Annotated in this window: 21 protein-coding genes and 1 riboswitch; of the genes, 2 read left to right on the top strand and 19 right to left on the bottom strand. The window is 38.7% G+C overall.

Annotated elements, in window-relative coordinates:
- Positions 1-70: 70 nt before the first annotated feature.
- Positions 71-241: riboswitch (M-box (ykoK) riboswitch) on the bottom strand.
- A 252-nt stretch (positions 242-493) separates the two neighbouring features.
- Positions 494-1369, top strand: coding sequence for a LysR family transcriptional regulator (locus IGK54_RS05675; RefSeq protein WP_002382245.1), 876 nt, complete (start codon positions 494-496; stop codon positions 1367-1369).
- Between the two features lie 23 nt (positions 1370-1392).
- On the top strand, positions 1393-2280 hold the full coding sequence (locus IGK54_RS05670; RefSeq protein WP_010824580.1) for a LysR family transcriptional regulator: 888 nt from the start codon (positions 1393-1395) through the stop codon (positions 2278-2280).
- Between the two features lie 61 nt (positions 2281-2341).
- Here the strand turns inward: IGK54_RS05670 and IGK54_RS05665 are convergent, their stop codons facing one another.
- The 19 genes from IGK54_RS05665 to IGK54_RS05575 all read right to left on the bottom strand — a co-directional run bounded on the left by IGK54_RS05665 (position 2342) and on the right by IGK54_RS05575 (position 19674).
- Complete coding sequence (locus IGK54_RS05665) at positions 2342-3490, bottom strand: FtsW/RodA/SpoVE family cell cycle protein (protein WP_142957194.1); 1149 nt, start codon at positions 3488-3490, stop codon at positions 2342-2344.
- Positions 3456-4631, bottom strand: a complete 1176-nt coding sequence (locus IGK54_RS05660; RefSeq protein WP_002377695.1) for an FtsW/RodA/SpoVE family cell cycle protein — start codon at positions 4629-4631, stop codon at positions 3456-3458. Before IGK54_RS05660 ends, IGK54_RS05665 begins: the two co-directional genes overlap by 35 nt.
- 158 nt (positions 4632-4789) lie before the next feature.
- Positions 4790-5050: a DUF2087 domain-containing protein gene (locus IGK54_RS05655; protein WP_104859699.1), complete on the bottom strand. Its 261-nt coding sequence runs from the start codon at positions 5048-5050 to the stop codon at positions 4790-4792.
- Between the two features lie 25 nt (positions 5051-5075).
- The gene (locus IGK54_RS05650; protein WP_142957195.1) at positions 5076-5417 is read right to left on the bottom strand and encodes a DUF1048 domain-containing protein; all 342 of its coding nucleotides are present in this window, start codon (positions 5415-5417) and stop codon (positions 5076-5078) included.
- 3 nt (positions 5418-5420) lie between these two features.
- Positions 5421-5744: a PadR family transcriptional regulator gene (locus IGK54_RS05645; protein ID WP_010775788.1), complete on the bottom strand. Its 324-nt coding sequence runs from the start codon at positions 5742-5744 to the stop codon at positions 5421-5423.
- A gap of 149 nt (positions 5745-5893) precedes the next feature.
- The gene (locus IGK54_RS05640) at positions 5894-6490 is read right to left on the bottom strand and encodes a GNAT family N-acetyltransferase (RefSeq protein WP_430603304.1); all 597 of its coding nucleotides are present in this window, start codon (positions 6488-6490) and stop codon (positions 5894-5896) included.
- A complete protein-coding gene (gene ribF, locus IGK54_RS05635; protein WP_002363808.1) occupies positions 6490-7440 on the bottom strand; it encodes a riboflavin biosynthesis protein RibF in 951 nt (316 codons plus the stop codon). Before ribF ends, IGK54_RS05640 begins: the two co-directional genes overlap by 1 nt.
- 25 nt (positions 7441-7465) lie before the next feature.
- Complete coding sequence (gene truB / locus IGK54_RS05630) at positions 7466-8386, bottom strand: tRNA pseudouridine(55) synthase TruB (protein WP_002360476.1); 921 nt, start codon at positions 8384-8386, stop codon at positions 7466-7468.
- Between the two features lie 154 nt (positions 8387-8540).
- On the bottom strand, positions 8541-9665 hold the full coding sequence (locus IGK54_RS05625; RefSeq protein ID WP_185938080.1) for an SH3 domain-containing protein: 1125 nt from the start codon (positions 9663-9665) through the stop codon (positions 8541-8543).
- 118 nt (positions 9666-9783) lie between these two features.
- The gene (locus tag IGK54_RS05620; RefSeq protein ID WP_002357842.1) at positions 9784-10179 is read right to left on the bottom strand and encodes a phage holin family protein; all 396 of its coding nucleotides are present in this window, start codon (positions 10177-10179) and stop codon (positions 9784-9786) included.
- Positions 10180-10202: 23 nt separating this feature from the next.
- Entirely contained in the window at positions 10203-11972 is a 1770-nt protein-coding gene (locus tag IGK54_RS05615) for a hypothetical protein (protein ID WP_142957197.1), read from the bottom strand.
- A 32-nt stretch (positions 11973-12004) separates the two neighbouring features.
- On the bottom strand, positions 12005-13462 hold the full coding sequence (locus tag IGK54_RS05610) for a phage tail protein (protein ID WP_129193594.1): 1458 nt from the start codon (positions 13460-13462) through the stop codon (positions 12005-12007).
- Between the two features lie 12 nt (positions 13463-13474).
- Positions 13475-14401 carry a distal tail protein Dit gene (locus tag IGK54_RS05605; RefSeq protein ID WP_241408321.1) on the bottom strand — a complete coding sequence of 309 codons (927 nt, stop codon included), beginning with the start codon at positions 14399-14401 and terminating at the stop codon, positions 13475-13477.
- Position 14402: 1 nt separating this feature from the next.
- A complete protein-coding gene (locus IGK54_RS05600; RefSeq protein ID WP_142957199.1) occupies positions 14403-17336 on the bottom strand; it encodes a phage tail protein in 2934 nt (977 codons plus the stop codon).
- A complete protein-coding gene (locus IGK54_RS05595) occupies positions 17326-17694 on the bottom strand; it encodes a hypothetical protein (RefSeq protein WP_430603300.1) in 369 nt (122 codons plus the stop codon). Before IGK54_RS05595 ends, IGK54_RS05600 begins: the two co-directional genes overlap by 11 nt.
- Before the next feature lie 17 nt (positions 17695-17711).
- Positions 17712-18071, bottom strand: a complete 360-nt coding sequence (locus IGK54_RS05590) for a tail assembly chaperone (RefSeq protein ID WP_002357848.1) — start codon at positions 18069-18071, stop codon at positions 17712-17714.
- Positions 18072-18103: 32 nt separating this feature from the next.
- Positions 18104-18616, bottom strand: coding sequence for a phage major tail protein, TP901-1 family (locus IGK54_RS05585; RefSeq protein WP_002369526.1), 513 nt, complete (start codon positions 18614-18616; stop codon positions 18104-18106).
- 12 nt (positions 18617-18628) lie between these two features.
- Positions 18629-19045, bottom strand: a complete 417-nt coding sequence (locus IGK54_RS05580; protein ID WP_002382237.1) for a hypothetical protein — start codon at positions 19043-19045, stop codon at positions 18629-18631.
- Between the two features lie 221 nt (positions 19046-19266).
- Positions 19267-19674 (bottom strand): RinA family phage transcriptional activator, encoded by a 408-nt coding sequence (locus tag IGK54_RS05575; protein ID WP_002360491.1) that lies wholly within the window; start codon positions 19672-19674, stop codon positions 19267-19269.
- Between the last annotated feature and the right edge of the window lie 19 nt (positions 19675-19693).

Below are 19693 nucleotides of genomic sequence, written 5' to 3'. Positions count from 1 at the left end.
CGGTTCATCTTCCATTTTCCTCACCCTTTCCACAAAAAAAGACACGCTGAAAACTCAACGTGTCAAAGAATAATCGTTCTTATCGTTGAGCTTTAGCACTATACAACGTAAAAAGCGATTGCTTTTAGCTACCTTAAGAAAAGCCTTCATTCGACAGTTCCTGTTCTACCCATTGGCGTCTCTCGACATTTTTGGGCAGTAGCCTATGTTTGTATAGGAGCCTCACCTAACAAATCTTATTTAATTACAACAGCAAGTATAATTCTTCCTTGAAAAAATAACGATATAGAAAAAGTTTTTAGCAGATAACTTTTTGTCCCTTCAGTAACAAAAAGAAAAATAATCCGCTTATTTACTATGGTTTTCTGGTATGATTCGTATTTATTCATAGAATCATAACTGGTTAAATTAATCTAAAGACCGTCAGATAGCCTTGTCGAGAAGCTTTTCTTCTGCTATTTTTTGTATAGTTAAAGAAACGGCGGTGAGGAAAATGAAATTACAACAACTAGAATATTTTATGGCAGTTTCAAAGTATGCGAGTTTTACTTTAGCTTCTCAAAAGCTCCATACGAGTCAACCTTATTTAAGTACCCAGCTCAAGGAGTTGGAACGTGAATTAGGTGCTTCATTAATTTTAAGAGACAAGAAACATTGTCGGCTTTCTCCAGCAGGCGAAGTCGTCGCCAAGCGAACAGAAATGATTTTTGCACTCATTAAGGAAGCGCAAGAAGAAATTAATGAATTAGTGACCCAAGGTTCGACAACGACCATTCGGATTGGAACAAACTTAATTGATATAGATAAAGCATTTGGAGAAGTCTTGTTGTTATTTAATCAATCCTATCCGTATGTAAGTATTGATTTTAAGTATTATTACGATCTTGAAACAGCCTTGGAAACAGATTTAATTGACATTGGGATTGGGATATTTTTGGATACCTCGATTCCATTAGAGAAAGAATTAATTTATACAGAAAGCTATCTCCTTTGTGTCAATAAAAATCATCCTTTAGCCCATGCCGATAGCGTGACGATTGACGAAATTCGTTCTTTACCTTTTGCTGCATATTCCGATCAAGTATATGAAAAAAAAGTGTTTAAACGTTGGGAACGTAAAATCAATTGGGAAAATCGGCAAATCGTCATCGAACTCCCTTCTCTTCATTTAGTCTTAGACATGGTCCAACGAGAAAAAGCCTGTAGCATCCTTCCCTATTCACTCACTGATGAACTAAACAGACGTAACTTAGTTGGTATTCCTCTGGAAGATAGTCCAGAACGAGCCATCTATTTAGTTCAGAATAATCATCACGGACATTGTGAAGCACACCGTTATTTATTCGAACAATTACGTTATTTATTCTAGGAATAGAAAAAGGAGGAATTCCCATGGAACTATTTCGTTTACATTATTTTTTAGAGTTATGCAAAGTGAAACAATTTACTAAAGCAGCCGAAAATTTAGCAATTTCTCAAGCTGCATTAAGTAAGCAAATAAAAATTCTTGAAGCAACGTTAGGCGCTGAACTTTTTAATCGCCAAGGTCAAACTACCACCTTAACACCAGCTGGATTAATTTTAGAAAAATATTGTTGGCGCATCACCAATGAGTTGGTCTCAATTGAAGAAGAGCTAAAAGAAATTAATCATTCTTCCAACCATATTTATGTAGCCACTTATCTCTGTGATTTAGAATATAAATTGAATGACTTACTAATGACAACATTAACGGATCGTTCATCCAACTTACAAGTCCACACTATTATTACAGAAAATATTCTTCAATCCTTGGAAACAATGGATGCAGATTTTGGTATTTCCTTTGCTGACTTACCATTACCTGAACATATTGGTAAAATTGATTTATTTACAGCAAATTATCAATTCATTTTAAGAAACGATCATCCAGCTTTGGCAAACGCCACGACGGAAGAAATTTTAAAAGAACTAACAATGTACCCCTTTGTCCGTTTAAATACCGAATTTTCCGAGCAAAACAAATTAACCAATTGGCTAGATACTACGTTTTCTAATTTTTCTCCAGAGAAAGTCATTCAAGTGGATACTCTTTCACTTATTACTCACTTGGTGTCTCATTCCGATAGTTTCGCTATTGTCCCCGAATACACAAATATTCAACTTTTAGACAATTCGATTCATACACTAACTTACCAAGAACTACCTAAACGAAACATGGCAGTTTATTATTTAAAAGAACGTTACATGAGTCGACAACTTCAACAACTTTTGGCTGAATGCCAAAAACAATTTCAATAGTAAAAACCAAGACTAGAGCTTGTCGGCAAGCGAGTTCCAGTCTTGGTTTTTATTTGTGTTTTCAGGTAGCGGCTTCTCTTCCTTTGACAAATCCTAAAGAAGTGATAGCCATCACTAACGAAGTGCCTCCTTGACTTAAAAACGGAAGCGGAATACCTTTTAACGGCAACAGTCCAATCACCGCACCGATATTCTCCACCGTTTGAAAAACCAGCGAAAAAATGAGGGCGACACAGATGTACATACAAAAACGCGAATTGCTCCGCAAGCCAGCTACTAAAACTTGATAAAACAAGTAAAAATAGAGAAAAACAACAGTGGCACTGCCCACAAAGCCCCAGGCTTCCCCGATAAAAGTAAAAACCATATCAGACTCACGAACAGGAACATACACTTCAATCCCATGCACACCCTTGCCAAATAAACCACCCGAACCAATTGCCAATAAGCCTTGTACTTGTTGATAGGAGATTTTATCGACATAATCATAGGGATGAATCCATGCTAAAATTCGATCCAATTGATATTGTTTAAAATGTAAAAAGAAGAGTACTTTGTGCCCCCACTCTGTAAAGACTAACAGAATCAAGACCACGCCTAACGTTGCTAAAGCACTGAAAATAATGATTAAAATTTTACGATCAATTCCTGAAATAACTAAAAGAGATAGGATAATCGTTACGAAAACAAGGGATGTCCCAAAATCTTTTTGTATCGCCATCAAGAAAAAAACAGGGACACTAACCGCAACGATTTTTTTTAGAAGTCGCTTGTCTGAACGCCATTTATCGGACCAGTCTTGTTGCTCATGTTGGACAATAATTTTTGCCAACATTAAAATAAACGCAATTTTCGCAATTTCTGATGGCTGAAATTTAATAAACCCTAAATCTAACCAGCGCTTTGTGCCCGTCAATAAATACATTCCTTTGTCATAGGAAAAATACAAAGCGCTCATCAAGATTAATGAAAATCCATAGAAAAAAGGAGCTACTTTCCAAATAAATTTCTGTGACAGCCGACTAGCTAAAAACATGCCTGCATAGCCAACAAAAATAAAGAAGAGTTGTTTTAATGCTGGCACAGTTCCGTCTTTTCCTTCATTAACGGCAATCCAATATTGCACACCAGAAGATAAAAGTGTGAGTAAAAAAATGGGCAATAATAAATCATAATTAAGATGTAAGTTGAATTTTTTTGTATTGACCATTTAACTGCCGCCTTTCGTTTGCAATAATTTTAATGACGATTCCTAATGCCACTGAAAAGATTAAATAACTTGTCCCACCGTAACTAACAAACGGTAAAGGAATTCCCGTCATTGGAATCAAACCCAAAACGCCACCAATGTTAATCGCCGTTTGAGCTAAAATCAAGGTCCCGACCCCTAACAAAAACAAGCCGTAACAATGATTTTTTATTACACAACTACTCCGCAAAATCGAGGCCGCTAAAAATAACAAAAGAAATAGCAATAGTAAGCCGCCAATCAAACCAAGTTCTTCCACAATCACCGCAAAGATAAAATCGGTTTGACCTTCTGGCAAGCCACCTTTTTTTACCATACCATTGGCTAGTCCGGTGCCCCAAAACCCACCGTTATACATCGCCAAATAGGCCATTGAAGGCTGAAATCCGCGATCATGAAAGGATAAAAACGGATTTTTCAAAACAACTAAGCGGTCATACACATGCGCAAAAAAATGTGGTAAGTACTGGTGATCCCCTAGAAAAATAATTATTTTAGAAAGAAGCGCCGCGCTAGCAACGACAATCCCCGCAGCAATTACACTAAATTTTGCATGAATACTTGCTGAGAAAATCAAGACACTGCCAATAACTAAAATAAGAATAGCCCCGCCAACTTTGGGTTGGATCAAAACTAAAAATGCAACGACCAAAACAAACAGCCATTGTTTCCTTAACTGCTTCGTTGTCAAGCCATTTTCTTTTTCACCTAAATAACAACTCAAGTAATAAATAATCGCAAAATTACAAAGCTCTGATGGCTGAAATTGGATTCCAAAGAGAGAAATCCAACGTTGTGCGCCATTCGCTGCTACACCAAAAAAAGGTAGTCGAACCATTAACAGTAATAGTACCGAAACTAAAAGCAGTCCAATCGCAATTTTCTTATTAAATAACACTTCTAGTCGAACTTTGTAGATCACGAACATTAGCACCCAGCTGAGACACATAATAATACCTTGTTTAATAAACACAGCAGTGGGCTTCACGCCTTGCATCAGCAAGTCATAGCTACTGGCGCTATAAATCATTAACGCGCCAATAATACTTAATATAATAAAGGTCAAAAGAATTTTTGTTAGACCTAAAGTACGTAGATTCATTCTCTCACCTCTATCTTTTTCTAATTAAATCAATCTTACCAGTCTGAGTTAGAAAACAAATAGAGAGTTTTTTATAGAACTATTACTAAGCTTACATAACAAAAAGTAGCTAGACTTGGTTCATTTCACCTAGTTTCGCTACTTTTAAAAAAAGACATTTATATAATTTTTGTGTGTTGCTCACATTTCTGATAAATTTTTCCAAACTTATCTCTTTCTAAATACTGATAATCTACTAAATACCGTCTCAAAAGTGCATAATCTTCATAGATTTCTCTAAGTCGCTGATTGACTTCTTTTTCCGTATATTCTTTCCCAAATTCAAATTGGTTGGCCACACGTTGAAACTCTTGGACTTTTTTCGCATTTTTCTTGGGAATAACCAGCAACTTTCCTTCTTTAAAAAAATTTTCAACCATGTTTATTCTCCTTTTTTTGTTTTGACTATTGTTTAGAAAATTGATGATTCAGTTTTTCTTTCTGTTTATCAATCCATTTGCCAGCGACTTCATTGACAATTGTTTCAGCAAAATCACCTACTTTTTCTCCCGTAATATTTTTGATAGGTGTTCCGTTAGCAGCTCCTTCTTCAAACAAATCAAGTAAATCAGTCAACGCATTGAACATATTGGCTCCGCTATGATCTGAAAAATGCCATGCATATTTTTCAATTTCTTGAAATACTTGTCGATACTCTGCTGGTAATGCTGCAATCCGTCGTTTATATTCTTTGTACTCTTTTTTATCCCCAACAACTTTTTTGATCAACGCTTTAAAATTTGACATGCTCTATCCCTCCATTTTTTTCATCTTGTTTACTTGTTTTGAAAGCAACGTCCACCGCTGCCAAAAATCAGCGAGTTCTGCTTCTCCTGATGAGGTTAAGCGATAGAACTTCCGCATTGGTCCTTTTTCTGAAGGTTTTTTTTCAGCTATAACCCATTGATTTTTTTCTAAACGCAGTAAAATCGTATAAATGGTTCCTTCAACAATTTCAGTAAACCCTTGGTCATTTAAAATTTTTGTAATTTCATAACCATATGTTTCTTTCCTTTGGATGATGGCTAAAACTAAACCTTCTAAAATGCCTTTTAGCAACTCTGTCTGCTTCACTGCTTTTCCTCCCTGAACTACTCTTTATTACTACATACCACTACATAATAATACTGAGTACCGGTTCTGTCAACTACTTTGTAATAAAAAGTAGTAAAGACACGACAACCACCAGTACTTAACTAGTGGTTGGCGTGTCTTATTATTCTTTATTCATTTATTCCGAGTTCTGCTTCAAAGGCTTCTAATTCTGCAAGGTGTGTTTCTGGATAAGCAAAGCATGTTGAAAAATGCCACTCCCCACCACTTGTGCCAAAATAACCTGGCAGTAATTCCAAAGCCAATAATGCTTCTGATGTTTCTTTTTCCGGTAACGTAATCTGAAAAGTAGTCGCTGGAACAAAACCGAACTTCGTATAGTAAGTTGGATGGCTCAGGATAATCAATCCGCCGATGCCTAATTCTTTGGCCTTCTGCACAGAATGCTTAATTAACGCTGAGCCTACGCCCGTGTTCTGTGCTTCTGGATGGACACTTAGCGGCCCAACGGTCAAAACAGCCTTTTCTGTATGATCAGGTAATCGTAGTTTGGCTTTTGAAGACATAATATGACCCGTTAATTTTCCTTGATCAGTTTCTGAGACTAAGGACAACTCCGGAATAAAGTCGGCACTTTCTCTTAATAAATGCACGATAAAATGCTCTGTGGGACGCCAGTTTTCGGTCAAGTTTAATTCCTTGAACGCTTGATACGTTAAACGCTCTACAGCTTGATACTCTGCAGGTTTTTCTTGACGAATCTTCATTATTTGTCCTCAGATTGTTGGAAATAGTCAGCCGTATCTCGTTCATCTTGTTTTAATTGGTCGATTAAGGCTTCAGCCCCATTGAATTTCACTTGGTCACGTAAATAATGATTCCAACGAACCACCACTTGTTCGCCATAGATGTCTTGATGGAAGTCCAAAATATAGACTTCCACGGTTAAATCGCGTCCTTCTCCAAAGGTGTCATTATGACCAATTGAGCCCATGCCGACATACCATTTGCCACCAACTTCGATTTGCACAGCATAGACGCCAATTCTTGGTAAGCGCACGGTGCTTTTCACTTTGACATTAGCGGTCGGGAAACCCAATAAACGGCCACGAGCATCGCCATGGACAACTGTTCCTTCTGTTTCATAAATATATCCTAACAACTCCGTGACCTCCTCCATTTCGCCGGCTTCCATTTTTTCGCGAATTCTTGTTGAGCTAATTTTGGCACCAGTCATTTCTTCTTTTGGTACTGTCACCACTTCAAAACGGCCTTGCGCATACGTTGGTAACTGTTTGACTCCAGCGATTTCTTTAGGACCATACGTATAATCAAACCCAGAGACTGCCACTGCACTATTTAAATTAACGATATACTGATCGACAAAATCTTGCGGTTTTAATTGAGCAAACGCTGAAGTAAATTCGACAATATATAAAATATCAACGCCCAAGTTGGCCATTAGGCGTTCTTTTTGTTCCAAGCTAGTTAAATATTTCATATTTTCTGGTAAAACTTTTTGAAAAACGATTGATGGGTGTTGGTTGAAGGTCATCACAGCTAACTTCAAGCCTTTTTCCTCCGCAATCTTTTTGCCTGTTTCAATTACTTTTTGGTGGCCTTTGTGGACACCGTCAAAAAAGCCTAGGACCATCACGACTTCTTCATTAGGAATTTGATTGGGTTCATAGGGATGATGTAGTTGAATAACTTGCATGTGCAAAAACTTCCTTCTTTTTTATTTAATTGTTCCGTAGAACTTTACTTGGTTTCAATAATTTATCATGCGTTGGGTGTGGCATGTATAAACTAACCACTTGATTTTGGTAAAATAAGGCAACTAAGGATTCTGGCATTGCCTTTATTCCTAATTCTTTTTTGTGCAAACGCATGCCATTTTTTACTTTTTGATACAATTCATCTGATAAATCAATTCGTGGGAATTGTTCTACTGCTGTCTCAATGGGCAACAGGCATTGATCGATTGTTTCAGCAGCCATTTGTTTGGCTACTTCTTCTAACGTTAAGCATTGCGCAGCTTGCAAACCGCCACTTGCCGTTCTCGTTAAATCCGACATATGGGCAGGATAGCCTAATTTTTTGCCAGTATCCACGGATAGTGTCCGCACATAGGTTCCTTTGCCACAGACCACTTTAAACCGCCAACTTTGTGTTTGAGCGGATTCGTTAAAAATTGGTTCACTAGTACGTTCAAATGAATAAATCGTAGCTTTTCGTTGGGGCCGTTCAACTTCTTCCCCATTCCGCGCATATTCATATAAACGTTTACCATTGACTTTCACCGCAGAAAACATCGGTGGGATTTGTGTGATTTCACCTGTCATTTCGGCCATTGCTTGATCAATTTGTTCAGTTGACAGAGGTGTTGTAACTGGTTTTTTTTCAACAATTTCACCACTAACATCTTCGGTTGTCGTAGCAAATCCAAGTGTAATTTCACCTTCATAGGTTTTGCCAGAATCTACCATGTATTCGATCACTTTCGTTCCTTTGCCAACGCAGATGGGTAAGACCCCTTCGACATCTGGATCTAGCGTACCACCATGACCAATTTTTTTGGTATGTAAAATTTTTCTCAATTTAAATACGCAGTCATGACTTGTCATGCCACGTTCCTTCCATAACGGTAAAATGCCGTCCATTATAGTTCCTCCAGTTCCGATAATACTAACTTTGTCATTATAGCATAAAAGTACCTAGCTTCGCAGTCTCCATTGCTTATTCTCTTTGGCAAAATCTCTGCTAAATGCACAAAAAGCCACAAACTCTGCTTTTATCAGAGTTTGTGGCTTTTTTTTAGCTAGTAAATGATCCCCATGTATTCTGTGCGTTGCCATCGTTTGGTCCGATTGGCAAATAAATTCTCGCGCCTGTCGTATCTGTTCCACCAATAAAAACATACCCATCTGCAATATAAAACGCATCGTAATAAAAGCGAGTATTTTTGGGCCAAATACCATAAATGGGTGCTGACAAACTAGGTTGTCCTGCTCTTAAAACAATGCCTTCGTCCACACCAATTAAAAATGATTTCTTCGTTTGCGGGTGCCAAAGTTCAGCAATGTCGCCATCGTTCACATAGCCTAACAAATGTCCGCTATTTTCAATACGGTAAAGGTTTTGTCGGTCTGGTAATTTCGCTGTAATTGTTCCTACTTGTGTCCAAAGTGCCTCTGCTGATAGATGTTCATTGATTAAAGCATCTGGTGTTGGATAGATTGAAGTGAAACGAATTGCTTGTCCTACTTGATATTTTGGCGCATTAGGTTTACCTGGCTGAATAATGACAGTCTCACCTGTTTCAGAAACGCCCGTTTGTAAATCTTGTGCCAACTGCGCTTTACTAATCCCCCAACGCGCTAAATAACCATAAGGATCTGTATGATCTCCCCACCAATTTTTTGTAATCCAATCATGAGTGACTATGCCATAACCTGTTCCATCGTCCAGCGAAAAATCAGCACCAATGTTCTGAGCCAAATCACGGGCCAAATTAACATAGGCAGCATAATCTTTTTTAAATGTCGCCGCATTATTCGTTCGAGCCAATTCGATTTGTGCATAGGCTTTTTGATTAGCTAAAGAACCTGCGCCATATTGAATTTGGCCAGCAGGAGCTAATTGTTTCACTCGTCCACCAGATCCGACAAAATATGAGACATAAGCATTTGACCAATTTCGTTTCATATAGGCCACTTCATTGTCTAAACTGTGTGGTCCTAGGTTCCGCTCGTTTCCTGATTCATGTAAAACAATTAATTCATTGCTTGCAGAGCCTGGAAAATAAGTAAAGTTGATTGGATCCGCTTCGATGGTGTAAGCGCAAGCCGTCATCGGAATCGTTAAACTTAAGCCAATCACTAAAGCAAGTTGAATCATTAATTTTTTAAACATAGCATACTCCTTTCTAAAAAAAGCCATGAAAGGAAAGTCAAAATAGCTTCCCTTTCACGGCTTAAACCTGCAGATAAATGGCGGGACAGAAGTAATTTCTTCGGCAATCAGCCGAAAATTCTACGTTTGTCCCGACCACTTCTACTTAATCATCTTTATTTTTTAACTGAATAAATAACTCTTTTAACTTTTTCGGCATAGGAATAAAGGTCGCAATGTTTTCAAAAAAAGAAAGTCCTTCGTTCGCAATGTAAAAAATCAGAACCATTTCCCGAATTGGCAAATTGTTCCCCACAACTTTTTCAACACGAACCGCTACGGCAACCACAAATAACATCGTCACTTTTTTCGCAATTCCGAGCATACCAATCCGACTGGACAATTCTTTTGTGGCGATTGCCTTAATCCAACCTGTGATGAAATCGACAATAATTAAAAAGAGGAAGACATCCAACAATTGATCTAATCCGCCTAATAAACGTACGACAATCCCACCGAAAATGCTTAAAAGCATTGTTATTGTGTTGAGATAACGTTCCATAAAAAGTCTCCTAAACTAGCTTGTTATTTTGTCGGAAACGGATCGTCCGTGTACCAACTTCCTTGGAGGTAAATATTTCCAGCACGGTTAGCACCAAAAAGAATTCCTTGATTTCCCATCTCATATAAACCTGCACAATTCGGTTGAGGGAATGTATATTGCATAGCAGTTAACGCCAAATTCCATATTCCCTTTGTAATCTTCGTCGATAATGTATATCCTGTTGGAACAGTAAACACTTTAACCACATTATTATTCAATTTCGTCGGATCACTCAAATTACATCTTACAAATGCATCGACACGATTTCCTACCCTAATTAATACAAATTTCATATTGTCTTTATTAAAGGCCGCCTGATATTTTGCCTCGACTTCACCGACTCCACTAGCTTCATAAATGGCCATTTTAGAGGATTCCAAAGGCACACCATTGACGGTTGGCATAGTTACAAAATTCTTCATCCCAGCAATCTCTTGGTCACCTGTTTGTGTCACAGCTTGACCTTTAATCGCTTCCGCAACGTTTTTCGGGTGCATATATTTACTCGTTAAAGTTCCCGCGACTGCTTCGCTGTCTGATGCGAAGCCATAATTTTCTACATTGCCTAGCCCCACTTGTTCAGCGGTTACTTGGTGCGGATTATCCTGATTTTCCACATGGGTCTTGAGTTGCTCTGCTTGAACAAAACCACTCTTCGCTAAAACCGCTTGGGCATCAACAGACAGACCAATATGAAGCCCCACGTAATCAACTTCTACGCTGGCTGGCGTTACCCCATTTGATGAATCTGTATAGCTCATTAAATAAATGAAACCTTCATCTGTGATAAAATTCTGATCATTGATTTGAATTGAAAAATCGCTGAACTCTTTTGCTGATTCTTGGATTTGAGTTACCCAATTATCCGTAGTTGGTAAATACGCAGCGATTTTAATCGTTTGATTATTGGGCGCAGCGGCTTTCACGCGTTGATTAATCGTAAAAAATTGAACGTTCTGGCGAATAAATGCCACCGCCTCGTCAGTTGTGAATGTTTCAAACATTTGTGGAATTAATTTTTTTGCGGCTTCAACGAGATTGAAGGCCGCTAATTGTTGTGGAATCACACCACTTTGGGTGGAACCTGTTTTCACACCCTCATCATCACGGCTGGCCATTTTATTGTAGTCCGCTTGGGAAACTTCCTCCCAAACGTCTGTTGGCTTCTTAAGAATTTTAGCCGTAAAATCAGTGGAATAACTGTTTGCATTGGTGGCTGTATTGCCGGCCGTTTTACCGTTAAAGTCTAACTTCAATTTGACAGTGGTTGGCTTAGCCAATAAAGAAATACCATCTGCTTTTGTCATACGGTCATTCAAATCAATTTGAAGACGATTCGCTAAGGTAGCTTGTTTGATGCCTTGTGTATCTGTGCGTGCTTGGACAATTTCTGGATTACTATCACCTGCTTCTGCTACTAATTGATCGAAATCATTTCGCAAAGTATCAAATTCTTGTTTATTATTATTTGCCGTTGAAACTGCATTTCCTGCCATCGTGATGGCTGTTTTGGCATTGTTCATCGCTTGGTTGGCTGTTTCATTTGCTTGATTGCCTGCATCGGTGGCAATTTGTACGGCTTCTTTGCCAGCTTCATCTGCGATGTTTTTCGCTTCAGAAATTCCATTCGTTAACTGGACTTGGTAAGCATCAACTTTCTCAGCTGATGCATTCGACTGATCCAAGATTGCATTGATTTTAAGGCGACCTTGATTCAGGGTATCTAATTCTTCAATATGTTCTACTGACATTTCGTCACACTCCTCTAGTTTTCATTATTTTATTAAAACTGGCCACCCAATTGGGATTGAATATACACACGACAGATGACCGAAGCATCCAACCATAGTGGCTGATGAGAGAAAAATTGAAGCGTGTGATTGCCGCGTTCGATTTTTCCATCTGTTGTTTTTCGTAAATAACTCAAAATATTTAGCCGTTGTTGTTGCAATGATAGTTGGGGTAATTTTTTGCCATCCACTACCAAATCAATATTCGTTACAGAATGCGAAGGTCCTTTAGCAGTTGCCTTGAACGTTAATTCTGCGGTGTTTACATAAAGAATGTCCTCGTCAAAGTATAAATTCAGCTCCACTGGCTGTGTCTTGCTAAGTTCTCCTTGTATTGAACGATTTAAAAGTGTCGTCGCCCCTTGTGCGTAAGTTTCGCTAATCTCTTGTTTCCGACTGAAAGCTGTCATGGTACTATGAATTGTTTCTTGCAGATTTCCCAACTCTAGCTGAATGTCTTGGGGGGCACCAAAGACATCTTTTTTACTTTCTTTTTTGATACGAAGGTTGACACTCCCAAATTCATTCGTATTAATCATGATAACCGTACCCAACCGCAAACGATCGATTGCCAAAGGTTGATCTGTTAATTTAATTAAATCAGCTGCAGTCACTACCCAAGAAACTTGTGGCTTGGTCCATTCTTCTAACATTCGCAAAGCATTTTCCTTTAATGCCTTGGGATCAGAAAAACGCTGTTCTACCCAAATTGACTCCAATAAACCATAGCGGTCAATTGCGGCCTTGTTCTCTAAATACGGAACCCCTTGATTGACCGAGCGAATATTGACTTTGTTAACACCTTCGCCTGAACCTAATGGATAAATCCGATTGATTAGCATCTTGGGATTACGTTCTATTTCAAATCCTTGCATGTTGTAACCTTCTTGAATTCGCGCAACTGGTTCTGTTGGTGGTTTGACTAATGAAAGTTCAAAAGGATAGACCTCTGTATTCCATTGCCAAAGATATTCCTCTTCGAAATCGGCTGGGATGCTAAATAAAGGCTCGACTAGCCCGTTTTCATTCTCCCATTTATAGGTTAATTTCCTTGAAAAATCACATTTTTTTAGGACCCAATGCTTTGTTTTTTGTTTATTTAATAGAAATTGAATGGCCTCTTTCGTTGTTTTGTTTTTAATTTCGTGACAACCAAATAGGACAGTATCGCCTAAGGTACATAATGCTTCTGTGGCAGAGTAGTGAATTTGATTATTGTTCGCATCTTTCTTAATTGTGGTTGGCATCACGCGATATAAACCAATATATTCATTCTCATTGTCGGTCAGTTCCACCCATTGCATTTCTGCAATAAATTCATTTTTAGGATCATCTAGCGGCATGGTAAAATCTAAACTGCCAATTTTGTTCTCTATTTTTTCATAACTGACTTGATAGGCATTATCCAAGATTGCCGTATATGTTCTTTTCAAATCCAGCGCCATTAACATTTAATCACCCTCCTACACAAATCGGTTAGGATAGCGAATCGTCAAGCGGAAGTCGCTATCTTTGGCTTGAATATACAGCGGTTCATTGGGATATAGGTAAAAATCGTTCATTGGTCGAATCATCGGTGCACCATTTTTTGTCAGATAAAAATTTTCAGTATCAATGATAATTTCCGAACGATCAAAGTCTCCTAAGTTAATTGTATCGTTCCGTGTTTTAATCCAAACACCACGTCCGGTTCCTGTTAAAATAATGGTCGGTTTGACTTTTAAGCCTTCAACCGTAGGATAAATTTCAATTGGCCGAACTTCTTTGCCTAAATCCCCCATCGTGTAGGCCCGATTTTGAAAGGTAATCATGGTTGATCCCCAATAAGCCCCGCCTTCAATTAAAATTGGAAAATCAACTGCACCTGAGCCTGTATTCCCCATTAAGTAATTTGCTTGAAATGTAATGGTTGGCGAACCCCACATCACACTAGTCGCATCACTCCGTGTGTATTTATACGGATCAGAAAGCAATAAAGTAAAGGTGCCTGTTACTTGGTTAACACCTTCGGGTACATCACTCACTGAAGACTTACTGCCAAACCACAGCATTTCCGGTTCATCGTTAAACCAAATAGAAACGTCTTTTTCTGTAAACAAAGCAACGTTTAAATGATTAAATGCATCTCGAAACGCTTCATTATTCACAGCTGAAAGGCGATATTTGACTGTTAATTCTCGTTCTGGAATCCGCGCATAAATGTGACGTTTACCATCACGAATCCCTAATTGATAGCTTTCAATTTCGCTTGGAACTAATTCTCGTCCTGAAACTGATAATGTTTGATAACCAGGGATGACTTTTTCTAAAAATTGGCCGTTAAAATTCAACGCTTCTGAAGGAAGAGGCGTTGAATGAGTTGCTTGATTGGTATCAACAAATTTATACATGTTATCCTCTCCTTCCTAAGCGGTTATTTTGTTTCACTTGTTGTCGTTGTAACTCTGTTGCTAAATAAGGCGCCGTAGTTGCTGCGACAACTTTCCCATCTAACGTTGACTCTACTGTCACAAATAATGGTCGATTGTATGCATCATTTTCTAAACGATGGTCAATCGTTGCTGTGAAGTTTCCTCGACCAGCTAAGTCCAAGGCAAAATCATTTAACAGCGGTAAATCTAAAATAGAAGCCATTGCTCTACTAACGGCTGTTTCGCCTGCATAAATCCCCGTGGCAATTGTGCCGCCGAAATTCAATTTATGCAAATCAGATAAGGGACCTTCTTTTGCTGGTGAAAATGGTAAAAAGTTACGAATTTTACTGACGACCCCATCGATTGCTTCTTTGGCTTTTCCAATTGCGCCTGTAATTCCATCAGCAATCATGCCGACAATATTCGCACCGGCATCGGTGAATTTTGAAAACCAACCTTGGATTGCTTGCCAAGCACCTTCAATTACAGAACCAATGGCATTTTTTACCTGATCGGCTGCATTGGTAACCCCATTTTTGATATTTTCAACTAACTGTCCGCCCGAAGCTAACAGTTGACCAAAATAAGAACCAATCTTCGTGATCATTTGTGAGATTAATGTTCCTGCTGCGGACAGCAAGGCACCCAATAGACTGAGTACACCATTAATTAAGGCTTGAATCAGTTGAATCCCAGCACTTAACAACTGTGGCAACGCATTGATTAACGCACCCATTAAAGCGGTAATTAGCGTAATTGCTGCAGTAACCAGTTGCGGTAAAATTGAAATAATCCCTTGGATCAAAGCCATTAGCAATTTGACGCCTGCGCTGATGATTTGTGGTAACGCACCAATTAAGGCATTTACCAATGTCAAAATCAAGGTAATAGCTGCCGCAACTAAGGTTGGTAAAATCGAAATAATTCCTTGAATTAACGCCATTAACAATTTGACACCTGCGCTGATAATCTGTGGTAAGGCACCTACCAACGCAGTCACTAACGCTAGAATAATCGTCAGCGCTGATTGAATTAACTGAGGTAAAATCGTCATAATCCCAGTGATTAATGCCATCAAAATTTGTAAACCAGCAGTCAAAATCAACGGTAACATCGTAACAAATGCATTGACTAAGGCCGTGATAATTGAAACACCTGCTGTAACTAGCATTGGTAACGCTGTGACAAAAGCTGTCACTAATGTAGTGATGATATTAATCGCTGCAGTTGTAATTGTTGGCAAGGCGGTGACAATCGCATTAACTAAAGTCATTAATAAGCTCAAACCAACTTCTATCAACATTGGTAAGACTGTTGTAATCCCCTGAATCAACGTAGTAATAATTTGTGTTGCCGCTTCAATTAAGACTGGCAAATTGGCAACGATCGCACCAACAATTAACGTAATTAAACTAGATAACGCGGTTACGATGCTTGGAATAGCTTCTGTTATTTTCCCGAGAATACTGGTTAAGACTGTTGTAAAAAGTTGTATAACTTTCGGTAGATTAGCTGCCAGCATTGTTGTAACCGATGTAATCGTGTTACCTAAATTATCAAAGACTTGGGTAATACCACCCGCACTCAAATCACCGGTTTTCATCCAGGCCGTCACGAATGAAACAATCAAGGAAATAATTAGACCAAACGGCCCAGAAATTCCTAATGCAGCCAGTGCAACCTTTGTCAGAACTTTTACCAAAAGACCAACCGCTAAACCAGCTTTGTCAAAGGTGCCACCAAATTGCCCTAATAAGTTACTACCTAATTGCAAACCGCTGGCAAAAACGCCTGCTAGCACACGACCAATTGTTGAAAAAATAGTCGCCATTTTCTCTAAGCCTACTGCAAAAAATTGTTTAAAAACTGCCATTACTTGCTGAAAGGCCGGCTGGATCTGTTGTAGCAATCCTACCAATTTGCCAAACGCCGCTGAAACAGCTCCTTGAATGGCACTAGCTAAGCTATTGATACTATTTCTAAATGTTTCATTGGTTTTATAGAAATAAACAAACGCTGCTACCGCTGCTAAAACGGCTGCTACAATTAAAATTAATGGTCCTCCACTTAAGGCACTAAAACTAGCACTTAGTTTTGATAAGCCACCACCTAACTTCCCAATGTTTCCTTTTATAAGAACCAAACCATCACTAAACTGTTGAAATTTTTGCTGAGCCATCGTTACCATAATCAACATGGGCCCAATGGCGGCTAAAATGCCCATAATGGCAACAATAAAAACTTGGACGGGTTTTGGTAATTTGATAAATAAATTCACCAAAGCTGTAATGCCTTTGACGACTGTGATAACCACTTGAACCAAAATTTCCATTCCTGGAGCCATCACGCTTTGAATCACTTGTGCCGCCGCTTCAAATGATTGATTCATCTGAGTCAATGCCCCTTGCAACTCGCCCTGCAATGAATCAGAAATCCCTCCTGCACTAGCCATAATCAGTCCTTGCATTCCTTGAAATTCGCCACTGACCCCAGCACCGACGCCCATAGCTGTTTTTAAAACATTCAGCATAGGTAAGGAAACGGCACTAGTCATGGCCGTCCCAAAGCTCAGCATATTATTTTGTGCATTAGTAAAGCCATCAGAGGTTTCTTTCCCCGCTTTTTTAGCTGCTTCACCGGTTTGTTCAGCAGAATCTGTTAACGCTGTGTTCATTTGATCTGCTGCCTTTGCTGTTTCGTCTCCTGTTTTTTTCACTGTTTCTCCAGATTGTTGCATGACGGTTTTAAATGTGTTCATGACCGTGGCTGACTGATTGACACCCGCACTAATTTTCCCTAAATATCCACTTAATAAGGCATACTCACCGCTCATACTTTTTAATGCTTGTTGGACGCCTGCAAGGCTTTTCTTTGCCTCCGATAACGGCGTTTTTTCTTTGTCATTCTCCATCTACTCTCCTCCCTTCTCGATAGCGGCGTAGACGCTCTGCCACAGTAGCAAGTTGCGTTTTTTTCCGCTCATTTAATTTCATTCGTTGTGGCTGGTTAGCTGCCAGAACTTCAGCAACTCGTTTTTCATAATCATAAAAACTTTTAAAGCTTTCAAAAACGGGTTTTCCTTTTTTGTTTGTCGCTTGCGCTTTAACATTTAAGTAGGCAAGCTCGTGCCTTTTCCGCTCTTCATCTACTTCTGCTAAATTAAAAGCAATCATTCGTAATTCAAATTCAGACATGGTCATCCGATCCACTTCTTCAAATGAACGACAGCCTAAGTAGCGAAAAGCAGAAAGAGCGATGTCGTGATACACGTCATCGCTCGTTTTAATTAGTTGGTCGCTTGCGCTTCTGCTTTCTTCGCTTCTTTGCTGAACTGATCGATCATTGGTTTTGTAAGAGGTTGCTTTCCCATTTCTTTAAGCAAATCATCTGAAAGTTTTTTGACATCTTGGGTCATTAACCATGCTTCAATTTCCGACTTACCTATTTTTAATTGCCCACTTTGTAAAGCTTCCATGATGTCAACTAAGATTACTGGATTGTATTGGCGTAAATAAATCATTGCTGAACTGATGCCCATGCCGAATTTGGCAGCGCCATTTTCAATTTGGTAACGTTTATCTAATTCGCGAATCGCGCCAATCGTAAATTTCACTTCAATTGTTTTTCCGTTAATCTCTAAATTCATTTTTTATCCTCCTAAAATTCAACACTTTTTGATTATTCGCCAGGTTGTGGTGCTTTCTCTGGAACGGTATCTTGGAACGCATATTGTGCTTCTGCAATAATATCTGCTTCTACTGTTGCAAAACCATCTTGTGGTTTGCCATTAATAGAGGCTTCTGTTTCAATTTCTACTAATTCTTCTACATTGGCTGGTAAACTCCATGAATTTACATAACCTTGGGCATAAATTGCTGGATATTTACCTTCCGCATTTTTTTCACCTTTTAAATCAACGTCCCAAAATTCCATTAAGATGCCATCTTCAACTGCGTCTTTCATGTATAAATTTTCATCATCTCGAGAGGCTAAACCGCTTAACGATAACGTAACTTCTAAACCAGAAACAGCATTCGCAACGCCATCTTTTGTTTGCGTACCGCTCGATTCACGTGAGAATTCCCATTCATGTTCAATTTGAAATAAGGGTTTCATTGCTTTCTTTGTCGCTGCTTCATCCAAGCGACGAACTAATAAAATACGGTCTTTTCCTTGCATAACTTCTCCCATTGATAATTCCTCCTAGTAAAATTGCATGTGTAATGGTAGTACAGCATGCCAAATTGTTTTTTTCATTTGTTTGGTATCTTTTACCATTTGTGCTTTGACTTCTTGATGTTTGATACCCCAATTAAAATGAGCCGTTCGTTTTAAGTTACTGGTTGCCTGCCGTAAAATCGTTCCTTTAATTGTAGAAATTTGTTGTCGTTCAGATAACGCACCATAAACATGCATTATTAATTCAATTTCTCCCAAAATAGCTGATTTAGTTGGCTTAGGTAATTCTTTACTATCACCTAAATAAACAAATGGCTGATCTGGTAAATCTGTCGGCAGTTCCTCTAGCAACAAAAATCCTGACGTCTGGCAGATTGCAACAAGGGCTTCATATAACTCTTGTTCCGCTTCATTCATTTTTAGCGCCACCTTTCCATTCAAAAAATTCAGGATTGGTTAACAAATTGGCTCTCTTCTAGTCAAAATGAAGGATCTTGAAAGTAGCCGGCATTTTCTGCTCCTTCATAGCTGACACAAGAAAGCAGTCAAAATCATAGAATTCCGTGTCTTCATTTTTTTGGTTGCCTCACGTTTATCTATCTCTTTCGACACTATTAATTTACCATGTTGACACCTGAAAAAATTCCACGCTTTTTCCATGTTTACATCCCTAGTTCATCCGCCACCGCTTCAAAGAAATGATTTCTTAATTTATAGGCTTGGCTTTTACTAATAAATAATTGCTGGGCAAGTCCAATTAATGTTAAAGAGGGCCGTTTTTTCATATATAGTTCTTCAATAATCACGCGCGTTTGTTCATCCGCTTCAGCTAAACAATTTTTGATAATGTCTCGATTTCTCTCTAAGTTCCACAGACGACGATCCATAGCTATCGTAATCGCCATTCGTTCGGTCACTACAGAGTGAAGTCCTTGTCCTCTAATACCAGCATTTAAATCTGCTTCTTGATAAGGGTGCCGTAATTCTTCTTCCCGTTGACGGATATACTCATCTGTTTTATAAAAGTCTGCTAAAATATCTTTGATATAATTAAATGTTGACGTACGCATTGGTTAATCTCCTTTACTT

It is taken from the genome of Enterococcus sp. DIV2384 (assembly GCF_050534975.1).
In the GTDB taxonomy this organism is placed as follows: Bacteria; Bacillota; Bacilli; order Lactobacillales; family Enterococcaceae; genus Enterococcus; species Enterococcus faecalis.
This window is presented reverse-complemented; position numbering and strand designations above follow the sequence as displayed.